The organism is Kaistella yonginensis (assembly GCF_030409525.1).
GTDB classification, from domain to species: Bacteria; Bacteroidota; Bacteroidia; order Flavobacteriales; family Weeksellaceae; genus Kaistella; species Kaistella yonginensis.
Window position 1 is genome coordinate 1 of sequence record NZ_JAUFQB010000021.1, and the last position, 12,609, is coordinate 12,609.

Genomic DNA, 12,609 nt, shown 5'->3' on the forward strand with positions numbered 1-12,609 from the left:
CTAAAATCACTTCCTTTACAATGATACAGTATCTGAATTTTTTCGTTTTTAAAAGAAGTATAAATAAAACAAAAATTAATTTATGCTAAATGCACAACAGGTTCATTTTACTATTGTTTATTACGCTGAATTGTAAGAATGCTAAGCTGAAAATTTTATCTTTAAAAACTACTATTTTCTCTGGAGATCAAATTCCTGCCACCCTTTTAATGAATTGATGCATTAAACCGTTGATAGCGTTTAATTTGAGACCGTCTCTTGAATAACATACTTTATCTACTTCTCTTTCTGGCGAATAAAAAATAGACCAAAACCGCACTGATGGCCATTAATACAAATCCTAGAAAAAACGGTGCTCCTGGAAATATAAACGGCGCCGAATCCTGCGTAAAATAATAAAATATATTCGTCATTAATGGTGGTCCAATAATCGCGGTAAAACTAATTAAACTCGCTAAGGCACCTTGCAATTCGCCTTGCTCATTTTTGGGAACTTGGGAAGAAATCACCGATTGTAAGGCGGGTCCCGCAATTCCCCCTAAACCATAGGGAATCAAAAAGGCAAACATCATCCAGCTTTCACTGGCGAAGGCGAACAGAATCATTCCGGTAGCATACAAGGAAAGGCCGTACACAATGGTTCGCTCATTCCCCAATTTGGGCTGGATAATTCGGATCAAATAGCCTTGTACCAAGGCGGCCATCAAGCCTACAACGCCCAGGGAAAGACCGACAATTTTTTCGCTCCAACCAAATTTATACATGGTAAAGAAGGTCCAGTTGGTTTGTACGGCGTGCCCCGCAATGTAAACCAGAACCAAAGTAGAAATTAAGCCTAAAATCTCCGGATGTTTTTTTAGTTGCAGCAGCGAACCCACTGGATTGGCACGTTTCCAGTTAAATGCCCGGCGATGCTCTTTGTCAAGACTTTCTGGTAGAATAAACCATCCGTAGAGAAAGTTGACCAAACACAAAACAGAAGCTGCATAGAAAGGAACCCGTGCGCCGTACTGCCCCAAGAAACCACCAATCACCGGACCAATGATGAAACCCAACCCGAAAGCAGCGCCAATCATTCCAAAGTTTTTTGCACGATCTTCATCATTAGAAATGTCGGCGATATAGGCGCTTGCCGTGGTAATACTGGCTCCGGTTATGCCGGAAAATATTCGTCCGACAAAGAGCCAAAAGATGGTTGGCGCAATTGCCTGGATGAAAAAATTCATTGAAAAGCCCAATAAAGAAAATAAGATGATGGGTCTTCGTCCAAACTTATCGCTTAAGCCACCCAACACGGAAGCGAAGATAAATTGGGTCCCGGCGTAGGCAAAACTGAGCCAACCACCATACCGCGACGCAACACTTAAATCTGTGGAGCCAATTAACTCCTGAATCAGGGCTGGTACAACCGGAATTACGATTCCCCAACCGGTAATATCAATGAGCAGGGTGATGAATATAAACCCGATAGCAGCAGATTTTTGATTTTTTTTCATTGCGGAAGCAAAGATAGTTTTTTTCGGAATGTAGGGTGTAATTGCACCGCAAGAAAAATTGTGAACAGATTCGCATGGATCGGTTCAGTATGCAAAAGACGTCATTTTATACAGTTTCTATCTAAATGTATTGGTTTAATACGTAATTATCAGTCAGCGAATTACACAAACGGAATTGGTAGCAGAGCTTCAACTGAAGAAAATCAAAGTTGCTGATTTGGAAAAAGAAGTCCGGATTTACCGGTCGGCTTACGGTATTAAAGAGCGCTAATGGCTATGAGTTGGGAGGGTATTGCATGTCTTGGTTTAAAAGTTGGAGGTTTTGGCAATTAAAAAACCACAACATTTGCTTGTGGTTTTGAATGATGACGACTAAGAGGCTAGATGGATTACATAGCGGAATGCACGGATTTTAAATCTGCGCCATCGCGAATTAGGGATTTTTTTTAATCTTTTTCAATTGATCTGTATGATAAAGGCTAACTCTCGAATATGCACCGTTTCTCTAAATTAAAAAATAGTCTTATAAAAAACAACAACGCTGCAACCCGACTTGAGTGGAGCTCTTTTTGCGGAGCGTAGTGGAGCAAAAAAGCGGGAACGGAAGGCGGATAAGTTGCCCAATAAAAAAATACGATTACATGCTGTACAAAAAATGTCCCTCTTTCGAAGGACATTCATTTTTATATTGCAGAAAAATCTAGTGTTTCGCTGGTAATTCTTCTTTGTCTACGGAGGTTCTGCCGTGTAATTTTTCTTCTTTTCCTTTTCCTTTCAAGAAATCATAAGCGATTGCTGAAGAGACGAAAATGGAAGAGTAGGTTCCGAAGGCAATACCTAGCAACAAGGCAAACATAAATCCTCGTAGGTTTTCTCCACCGAAAATAAAGATGGCTAAAATAACCAAAATGGTGGTGAAGGAGGTATTAAATGTTCTACCTAAAGTACTGGAGATTGAATCATCAAATAATCCGGCTAAGGTTAGTGATTTTTTGTCTTTTAAATATTCACGGATTCGGTCAAATACAATTACCGTATCATTGATTGAATATCCCAATACGGTAAGAATCGCCGCAATGAAATCTTGGTTAATCTCCATATTGAATGGCATGAACTTGTGCAGTAAGGAATAGGTTCCCAAAATAATGATCGCATCATGGGCCAAGCCAACGATTGCTCCCAAGGAGAATTGCCACCTGTTAAATCGAATAAGGATATAAAGGAAGATTCCTGCCAACGCGGCAATTACGGCAAACATACCGCCGGTTTTGATATCATCGGCAACTGTTGGGCCTACTTTGGTTGAGGACACAATCCCAGCATGCGCGGTATCTGCGGATTTAAATTGCTGCAAGGTGAGATCTGCTGGCAGACTCGATTTTAAGCCTTCATATAATTTTTGCTCAATCGTTTGATCTGCATTTAAGGAAGAATCATCAATTAAGTAATCGGTAGAAATTTTCAATTGGTTATCGTTGCCAAAAGTTTTGGCTTCTACTGCGGAATATTTACCATCTTCTGTTTGGAAGAATTTGGCTAGACTTTGTTCAACTTTGGTTGCATCAATCGGTTGATCGAATTTTACAACATAGTTTCTACCACCGGTAAAGTCGATTCCGTATTTGAATCCGTTCACCGCGATTGAAATTAAACTCGCAACAGTTAGGAAGGCAGAAATCATATACGCGTATTTTCTTTTTCCAATAAAATCAATCCAGACATTTCTAAATAAATTTTTGGTTAAAGGGGTCCATACTGAAAGACTCTTGCCTTTATTTAATCTTGCAAAAATCATCACTCTTGATAATAATACCGACGTAAAGAAGGTCATCAAAATACCGATGATTAAGGTAACTGCAAATCCTTTGATTGGTCCGGTACCAAAGACATACAAGACTATTGCGGTTAAAATGGTGGTCGAGTGACCATCGATAATTGCAGAAAGTGCATGCTTGAAACCATCTTTATAGGCTTCTAAAATATTTTTTCCGGCGAAGAGTTCTTCTTTGGTTCTTTCGTAAATAATTACGTTGGTATCCACCGCCATGGCCATGGAGAGTACAATACCTGCGATCCCTGGCAAGGTTAAAGTCGCATCAATAGAATCCATGATTCCGAAAATGTAGAACAAGTTGATGATCATCGCGATGACCGCATACACACCAGCTCCACCGTAATAGAAAATAATGTACGCTACGATTACCAAGAAGGCAATTATAAAGGAAAGCATCCCTGCATCAATTGATTGCTGCCCTAAAGACGGCCCAACAACATCTGCCTGAACTATTTTCGCACTTGCAGGAAGCTTACCCGCTCCAAGAACGTTTACCAAATCCTGTGCTTCTTCTTGAGAGAAGTTCCCAGAAATCTGTGTTCTACCGTTGGGAATTTCATTCATTACATTGGGTGCGGTATAGACTACATTATCCAAAGAAACGGCAACTGATTTGTTAACATTCTTCGCAGTCATGGTTTTCCATTCTTTGGAACCTTTAGAATCCATTTGCATATCTACCACTACTCTTCCTAATTCATCATAGTTTACTCTGGCAGATTCTACGGCACCATCAACAGGCGCTTTCTGCGAAATATTACCACGAATTGCATAAAGAACCAAGTTATTTTCGTCACCAGACTCTGGCTTATAACCCCACATAAACTGGGTGTATTTGATATTTGCCGGACGAAGGTCTTTGGCAATTTTTGAATTTAAAATCTTGTTAACCGCAGCAGTATCTGAAAGCTTGATATTTCCCACGCCACTAGCTTTAAGCGAGTTCAACTGAAGCATGTTCATCAGGTTGACATTTTTTGGAACACCAATAGAATCAGCTTTTGCAGCTGCTACTGTTGATAATTGATCCAGATAAGGCAAGACCTCTTGAATGGTTTGCACTTCCCAAAACTGTAATTTTGCTGAAGTTGCAAGCATTTTTTTCACACGGTCGATGTCTTTAATCCCGGGCATTTCTACCGAGATTCTACCTGTTCCTGCTACACGCTGAACATTAGGCTGGGTTACGCCCATTTTGTCGATACGGGTTCTGATTACTTCATAAGCAGATCCTTCGGCAGCACTAATTTTTGTTCTAACGATATTTTTAACCTGCTCGTCGGAAGAGTTAAATTTAATTTCGGTAAGGTTGGTGTTTCCAAAAAGTTCTGGATCAGCCAATTTTAGGTTGGTTCCTTTTTCTTTATTTACCGCATCAAATTCGATAAAGAAATTATCGATATAATTCCTCGTAGAATTTCTCTGGGCTTTATCCGTTCTGTCCAGGGCTTCCAAGAGAATTGGGTTAGGAGAATATTGGGTTAAATCATTTACCAAATCTCTTTGGTTGATTTCCAACAGGACGTTGATCCCTCCTTTCAAATCCAGACCTAACTTCATTTGTCTTTCTTGAGCTCTGGAGTAATACAACTTCGTAAATCCAAGGTTAAGAGTGTCTTTCGAAAGACGAGCGATTTCCTTGTTATATTTTTCGGGGTTGTTTCCCGCAATGGCAGTAGCTTGTCTTTCAATTTTACCAGCATACCATGTTGGTAACAATTCGTTAAGACAAATAAGTCCCAGAATAACCGCAACCAGCGTAATAAGTCCTTTTCCTTGCATTGTTAATAGTTTACAACATTAAAATTATAGTCGGCAAATATAATGATTTTCAATATAATTAAGAATTATTTAACAACTCATTTTGAAAATTTCATCAAGTTCAAGCTGTAAAGCGTTTCAATACGGAAAAAAAGCAACGCTTCTACCGTCTAATTTGTGAATTTCCACCCTGAACTCACGCTTAAATTAGGCATTTTCCGCTTCTATATGCCAAATAAATTAAAGATAAATGAAGTTATTTCACTTGTAAATTCTTAAAAGTTTTGAGGAACTCTCCTCGGTTTTTAGCTTCTGATTTAGAAAATTTTCTTTCTATAAAGCGATCCATTACTCCTCAACGTACTTAATTTTGAAGTTGATTTTTTTTGTGCTATTGTTTGATATCGAGCCCATTCTCTTTGGCAATTCTGAGAAAATCTTTTTCACTGCCCTTTTCCTTCATCTGGCTGTAAATTACTTTGATCATTTGAAGAGAGTGGGCTTCATAGTCTGATTTTTCACGGCCATATATTTTATGCGCTTTGATCATGTACCGCAGGGCATTTTCGTAATCTCCTAGAAAGCTTAGGTTTCTGCCGAAACCATAGTAGCCTTCTGGATTTTGTGGTTGATATTGAATCAGTTTTGCATAATACTCATTAGACGTTGCATATTTTTCTTGTAGATTATAAACCGCTGCAATATTCATTAAGGCAAAATCACCTTCAGGAAAAATGGCCAATGATTTTTTATAGTAGCTGATGGCTTCATCAAAATGATCCAAGCGACGATGAGAAAGTCCAAGATCATCGTAAGCGATTACAAAAAGTTGATCATGTTCCAACGCTTTTTCAAATGATTTTACCGCCCATTCGTAATTGCCCTGTTCCATAAAATCTTTACCAATATTGTATGAAATATTCGCCTCGTGGTTTGGAGAGGAACCATAAAAAATTTCTTTTTTTTGATCGATTTCATTGCTAGGGTCGAGCACACAATTATTTTCAATCATGGTGTACACTTTTTCCAAAGTCAACTTCATCCCTTTCACCGTTCCGATTTTTTTCATATTCCCTTTTACATCGCCTACCATTAAGGATTCGGTTAAGGAAGTTGAAATGCAGTTTTGATAATTTTCATCATTAAGCACGGTTAATTTTTTAAGACATTCACATGATTTTTCCGCCGCAGACTGCTCTAAAGTTTGACTAAAATACATTGAGCCAAAAAATAAAATAAAAAAAAATAATAATGGTTTCATAAAAGTTGCTTTGAAGAGTTAGGTGAAAAAAAATGCTATCCAAAAGTATAAAAATAACCCCAGTTGAGTTTCATTAAAACGAGTCTAAATCCTTGATTAAAAAATGAATTGCATAATAATTGATTGTTATCACTCATCAATTTAATAAATACAATTAATTATTATGAAAAATACAGAAAAAAAATACGGTGAATTACGTGGTAAAACAGTTGTAATTACGGGTGGAACAAGTGGTGTAGGCAGAGCTGCGGCCGAAGCTTTTGCGTTGGAAGGTTGCAATGTGGTAATCGCTGCCAGAGGTCAGGAAGGATTAGATGAGACCGTTGCTTTATGCCATGATTTAGAGGTGGTAGCGTTGGGCGTTCCCACCGATGTTTCCGACGCAGAGCAAGTTAAACATCTGGCAGAGCAGGCCTTGCAATTCAATGGTCGAATCGATATATGGGTAAATAATGCCGGCGTGATGGCCAGCGGAAAGTTTGAAGAAATACCGGTTGAAACCATGGACCAGGTTATTAAAACCAATTTATTAGGATTTTTACATGGCGCTCATGCCGTGCTTCCTGTTTTTAAAAAACAGAAAGAAGGAATTTTAATAAATAATGTTTCGATTGGTGGGTGGATGCCGGCTCCCTATTCTACGGCATATTCCAGTACAAAATTTGGAATTCGCGGGATGGTCGAAGGTTTACAAGGTGAAGTTTCGGATGAACCGAATATCCACATTGTGGGCTTATATCCGGGTATTCAACAATCAACAGGAAATATGCACTCTGCAAAATATTCGGGTTTAGATTTTAAAATCCCGCCTTTTTCCTCCGATCCTCGTGAATTAGCAGCTCAAATGGTTAAAGCCGCAAAACACCCAAAGAAAAGTATCATTACCGATGGTTATGCACAAATAATGAAAGTGTTGTACGGTATTTTTCCGAGCGCGATCATCAACACCGCCTCCGCAGCTTTACGATTGGTGATGAAACCTGGCGCTGAAACCAATACGGATGGCAACGTGAAATATCCCTCCAAAGAACCTATGCGAATCTATGGGGAAATGGCTATGCCTGTTCCGTCTAAAAAAACAAAAACCGTGATGATGATGGTTGTAGGAATAGTGCTGGGATTTCTTTTGGTTAGATCCAATAAAAAATAATGTCCTCCGATTTCAAGAAAAAAATAAAAAAGCAAGAATTTCATCTTGCTTTTTTTACACTATTTAATTTTTTAACAACAAGTCGGGCCGCAACATTGCTCCAGCTTCTCGGCGTAGACGGTGATGCTGAATATGATATTTTTATTTGAATTATACGTTTCTATTTCGTCTTGATTCAAATAATTTTTTAAAATATCTGTCGGAATAATAATGGGTTTTTCTTTTTGAATGGTGATGTTCTTAAAGCCAGAATTTTTAATAATTTCTAAATAATCCTCCTTCTGAATAGCACTTGCCACGCAACCTGCATACATTTCGGCGGCATTTTTAATTCGTTCCGGAAGTTCTCCTGTTAAAACAATATCAGATATACTGAAATGCCCACCAATTTTCAAAATCCGATGGACCTCACTAAATGCTTTAGGTTTATTGGGTACCAAATTCATCACGCAATTACTCACCACGACATCTGCAATATTGCTCATGGTCGGGATATTTTCTATATCACCTAAGCGAAATTCTACGTTGTTGTATTTTAACTTATCCGCATTACTTCGAGCTTTATCTATCATTTCCGGTGTGAAATCAATTCCGATTACTTTTCCGGTTTCCCCCGTTTCATGTCTCGCCACGAAACAGTCGTTCCCAGCTCCACTCCCTAAATCAACGACGGTATTTCCGGGTTGAATCTTGGCAAATTCCGTGGGTAAACCACAACCTAATTTTAAATCTGCTTCAGCACTATATCCTTTCAGATGATCATATTCATCGCTCATTACATTATAGACTTCGGTCGTGCATCCACCGCTGCCACAGCAAGATGCCGCATTCGTTTCCTGATCCTGCAAAGCAATTTCGCTGTATTTTTGCTTTACCATTTCTTTGATTTGTTCGTTGGTATTCATTGGGTGTTGGGTTTTGGGGGCTACATTTTATTTTAAATTAAATCGAAATTAACAACACGATTTTCTACTCATTAATTTGTTTGATATTTCTTTTAAGTAGAGATGTAGTTGTTCAATCGTAGCTTCATTAAGACAGTAACAAACGGAATTTCCTTCAATATTTCCCTTGATGATTCCAGCATTTTTCATTTCTTTTAAATGTTGAGAAACCGTGGGTTGAGCAAGTGGAAGTTCAGAAACAATGTCGCCACAAATGCAGTCATTCACTTTTAAAAGGTGCTCTAGAATGGCAATTCGAGCTGGATGAGCCAAAGCTTTCGCTATTTTTGCCATTTCATTTTCCTCCTCTGTAAAGTGCTCTGTTTTACTTGCGCCCATGGGTTAAATTCTATATTGCAATATTACGATAAAGAATTTATTTTGGAAACAATTTGTCGATAAAATTTAATTATTTCAAGAAATTACATACCAATTCATTTTAAAAAGGCTCAGTTTTGTTTCAAATCAATACCTTTACATTCCATCAAAATAAAAAAAGTGATCACCAAATTAGCACTCAGACCACCCTTAGATATTCCCATTTTAGAAAACAGTAGTGAGGTAGAAACCTTTCAAAATCGTACATTAAGACCCATCTTAAAAGTACAGAACGATCTTTATTTGGCTCATTTTGAAAGTTATGCAATACGACAGAAATCAGATTACGAAACGCTATCGGGTGCTAAGAAAAGAACCTTTATCGAACAAAGTATTCAAAAAGATAGTGTTCTTAAAAACACTTTGATTGGAATGACCATTGGTCTTTTTACCATTGAAGAATTCGCTGTTTATGGAGCGCAAGCCAAAGATTATAACAGAAGAATCATCACCATGTTGATCGAGCGGCTCAAGAGTATCACGAAATAACCGTGTTGGTGAAATCATCAAAACGGAATAACTCCCATTAACAAAAAAACAGCATTCTGATCAAGAATGCTGTGGTGTACTATAAGAGGTTCAATCACTATCCGTGGGTATCAATCTCATCGTTAACTTCTTCTTTCTTTTTTCCAAAGAAAAACTTCGCTATAATTGGAACTGTGGTAATTAAAACGATAATGATAATGATCATTTCTAAGTGCGATTTTAAATCAATATCGAATTGAGTTTTGAATAACGCATCTAAATAATGTCCGGCAAAAATCAAGGAGAACGACCACAAGAAAGCGCCAATTATGTTATCGATTAAAAAGCGGGTTTTATCCATTTTCACAATTCCGGCAACAATGGGTGTAAAAGTTCTTACGATGGGTAAAAATCTCGCCATAATTACGGCCAGAGCGCCATGTTCTTCGAAAAAGTCATGTGCTTGAAAAAGATATTTTTTCTTAAAAAGAAATGAATCTTCTCTTTTGTAAAGTGCGGGACCTGCTTTTCTACCAAACCAATATCCTATTTCGTTACCAATTATGGCAGCAATTGCGACCGATGTTGCCAAAATGGTGGTATCTAGTAAATCACTTCCTGTAGAGCCAAATGTTTCTTTAATGATCTCAACAGCGTAAATTCCGGAAACAAAAAGTAAACTGTCACCCGGCAGAAAAAAACCTATAAATAAACCAGTTTCTGCGAATACAATAAATAAGATGAGCCAAAAACCGCCCATTTGGATATAAAATTCAGGATTTAAAAGATCCTTCCAGCTTTCGAAATTTTCCATGGATGCAAAGATAATAAAAGACAGCGTCTATCAATATGAACAAATTGTTAAAGTTTCCTAAATTTTAGAGTAAAAAATCATCGTCCGACACGGCAGTTCCATCTGCCATCAAAAATGCTTTAAGAAAAGGAGTTAGGCCACCGTTCATCACGCCATCTACATCAGAAGTTTCATGACCCGAACGTACATCTTTTATCAATTTATACGGGTGCATTACATAGTTTCTAATCTGGCTTCCCCACTCAATTTTCATCTTTCCGGCTTCGATTTCGGTTCGGGCTTTCATGCGATCTTCGAGTTCCATTTCGTATAATCTTGAGCGCAACAACTGCATCGCTTTTTCTTTATTTTGAAGCTGAGAACGGGATTCAGAATTTTCAATAATAATGCCAGTAGGTGCGTGGCGCAACCTGACCGCAGTTTCTACTTTATTTACATTTTGGCCACCCGCTCCACTGGAACGCATGGTTTCAAAAGAAATATCGGCGGGATTAATATTAATATCAATGGTATCATCAACGAGCGGATACACATATACGGAGACAAAACTGGTATGTCGCTTTGCATTGGAATCAAAAGGAGAAATCCTAACCAAGCGATGCACACCATTTTCGCCGCGTAAATAACCGAAGGCAAATTCACCCTCAATTTCTAAGGTTACCGTTTTGATGCCGGCAACATCTCCTTCCTGATAATTAAGTTCACGTATTTTGTACCCTTGGTTTTCTGCCCACATGGTGTACATTCTCATCAACATGGAAGCCCAATCGCAGGATTCTGTTCCACCAGCTCCGGCGGTAATTTGCAGCACTGCAGAAAGTTCATCACCTTCGTTAGAAAGCATATTTTTAAATTCTAAATCCTCAATTTTTTGAACCAGTACCGGAAAAGACTCGGTGAGTTCCTTCTCTGATTCTACATCTTCTTTCGCAAAATCCATTAAAATCTGAATATCTTCAAAGCGTTTAAATATTTCTTCGTACTCATTGACCCATTTTTTTTTGGAGCGAAGTTGCTTCATAAAAACTTCGGCCTCCTTGGGATTGTCCCAAAATTCTGGCGCGACGGTTTTCTCTTCGTCATTAGAAATTTCGATTGTTTTCCGGTCGATTTGCAGGTGCTTGTACAATTCTCCGATTCTGGCTTGCACGTCTTTTATTTGGTCGCTGTTGATCATAAGTGTTGCAAAAATAATTAAAATAGTTTTAAAAATGCATTAAAATAAAGGAGTGTAGAAAACACAACAACTGAATTTTATCTCTTAGTAATCAAAATATTTTGAGTTATACGATATAAAACAACAAGAGGACGCACCACTTAAAATAATCATATTAGCAATAAAAACCCCTATGAAAACAGTAATACACCAAAGAAAACATTAAATATCTTTATATTTGATAGATTTTATTAAAAAATATTGTACATTTGAATTAAACTAATTAAAACCTTTATCATGAAAAAACTTTTATTCTTAGCGATTGGTCTGGCAACTTTTCAGGTTGCTCATGCGCAAATCTACAACAACGGAGGCCTGAGTACCGGGACAACTTCTAACAGTGGAGCTTCAGCACCAGCGGGTTATACCTGGGCGGAAGTTCAGAACAATACAGGTAACACGACTGAATCCAATACCTCTTCAGGATATTCTGCTGTGGTTACGACCAGCACAGTCTTTTTTGTTGCTGACGATTTTACGATTCCTGTTGGCGAAAAGTGGAATATTACGGCAATGGAATTCTATATTTACAGAACTGGCTATACTGGAGCAACAGCACCTTTTGATATCGTTCGCGTAAATATTTTCGATGGCGATCCTGCGGTCGGCACCAGCACGAGCGTTTTTGGTGATGACACCACCAATCGTTTTGCGTCTGGAACAGATTCCAAAATGTATCGAATATTTAATTCTTCAGTTCCGGCTCCGGGAAGTACTACGGGAACCACAAGAAAAATATGGAATGTAAAAGCAAATGTTTCTACGACTTTGAATCCTGGAACATATTGGGTGAAGTATCAATTTGAAGATGCTGCGAAAAATGCAGGTTTTGCACCAACAGTGACTATTCCTGGAACTCGAGGTTTACCTGAATTTAATGCGAAACAATGGACTGGAAGCACCTGGGCAAGCATCATTGATGATGGAAATCCAGCGACCGCACCAGATTATCCACAAGATATGCCATTTATCATTACGTACACGGCGGAAGCTTTAGGAACCTCTGAAATAAGACAAATGGATAACCGAGTAAGAGTTTACCCTAATCCTGCAGCGGACTATTTTAAATTAGCTTTACCAAGCGAAACAGATAAAGCAAAAACTACCGTTTCATTATATGACATGAGTGGAAAAATGGTAAAAGAATTTAAAGTAGCTGATCAATATGACATTTCTACGTTAGGTAAAGGTGCATACATGGTTAAGGTGAAAGATGGCTCTACCGTTAAAGTTACCAAATTGATTAAAAATTAATCTTTCTGAAAGATTATTTAAGCAAGAAGCCGT

At 38.1% G+C, this 12,609-nt stretch carries 10 protein-coding genes; 3 read left to right on the top strand and 7 right to left on the bottom strand.

Annotated features, from left to right (window positions below; all coding sequences use genetic code 11):
* Positions 1-272: 272 nt before the first annotated feature.
* The 3 genes from QWY78_RS08065 to QWY78_RS08075 all read right to left on the bottom strand — a co-directional run bounded on the left by QWY78_RS08065 (position 273) and on the right by QWY78_RS08075 (position 6,310).
* Positions 273-1,496 carry a TCR/Tet family MFS transporter gene (locus QWY78_RS08065; protein WP_290218476.1) on the bottom strand — a complete coding sequence of 408 codons (1,224 nt, stop codon included), beginning with the start codon at positions 1,494-1,496 and terminating at the stop codon, positions 273-275.
* Between the two features lie 700 nt (positions 1,497-2,196).
* Positions 2,197-5,112 (bottom strand): protein translocase subunit SecD, encoded by a 2,916-nt coding sequence (gene secD, locus QWY78_RS08070; RefSeq protein ID WP_290218479.1) that lies wholly within the window; start codon positions 5,110-5,112, stop codon positions 2,197-2,199.
* A 370-nt stretch (positions 5,113-5,482) separates the two neighbouring features.
* A complete protein-coding gene (locus tag QWY78_RS08075; protein ID WP_290218481.1) occupies positions 5,483-6,310 on the bottom strand; it encodes a tetratricopeptide repeat protein in 828 nt (275 codons plus the stop codon).
* 205 nt (positions 6,311-6,515) lie between these two features.
* Between QWY78_RS08075 and QWY78_RS08080 the strand changes: the two genes are divergently transcribed.
* Positions 6,516-7,502 (top strand): SDR family oxidoreductase, encoded by a 987-nt coding sequence (locus QWY78_RS08080; RefSeq protein WP_290218483.1) that lies wholly within the window; start codon positions 6,516-6,518, stop codon positions 7,500-7,502.
* 71 nt (positions 7,503-7,573) lie between these two features.
* Here QWY78_RS08080 and QWY78_RS08085 read toward each other — a convergent pair whose 3' ends face one another.
* Positions 7,574-8,407: an arsenite methyltransferase gene (locus QWY78_RS08085; protein WP_290218486.1), complete on the bottom strand. Its 834-nt coding sequence runs from the start codon at positions 8,405-8,407 to the stop codon at positions 7,574-7,576.
* A gap of 48 nt (positions 8,408-8,455) precedes the next feature.
* Positions 8,456-8,785, bottom strand: coding sequence for an ArsR/SmtB family transcription factor (locus QWY78_RS08090; protein WP_290218488.1), 330 nt, complete (start codon positions 8,783-8,785; stop codon positions 8,456-8,458).
* Between the two features lie 159 nt (positions 8,786-8,944).
* Here QWY78_RS08090 and QWY78_RS08095 point away from each other — a divergent pair, with 159 nt between their 5' ends.
* Entirely contained in the window at positions 8,945-9,313 is a 369-nt protein-coding gene (locus tag QWY78_RS08095) for a glyoxalase (RefSeq protein WP_290218491.1), read from the top strand.
* A gap of 97 nt (positions 9,314-9,410) precedes the next feature.
* On the opposite strand, the gene QWY78_RS08100 is transcribed toward QWY78_RS08095, so the two are convergent.
* Both QWY78_RS08100 and prfB read right to left on the bottom strand, forming a co-directional pair.
* Positions 9,411-10,106: a DedA family protein gene (locus QWY78_RS08100; protein WP_290218493.1), complete on the bottom strand. Its 696-nt coding sequence runs from the start codon at positions 10,104-10,106 to the stop codon at positions 9,411-9,413.
* Between the two features lie 64 nt (positions 10,107-10,170).
* The gene (gene prfB, locus QWY78_RS08105) at positions 10,171-11,283 is read right to left on the bottom strand and encodes a peptide chain release factor 2 (protein WP_290218496.1); all 1,113 of its coding nucleotides are present in this window, start codon (positions 11,281-11,283) and stop codon (positions 10,171-10,173) included.
* A 276-nt stretch (positions 11,284-11,559) separates the two neighbouring features.
* Here prfB and QWY78_RS08110 point away from each other — a divergent pair, with 276 nt between their 5' ends.
* The gene (locus QWY78_RS08110; protein ID WP_290218499.1) at positions 11,560-12,576 is read left to right on the top strand and encodes a T9SS type A sorting domain-containing protein; all 1,017 of its coding nucleotides are present in this window, start codon (positions 11,560-11,562) and stop codon (positions 12,574-12,576) included.
* The last annotated feature ends 33 nt before the right edge of the window (positions 12,577-12,609 follow it).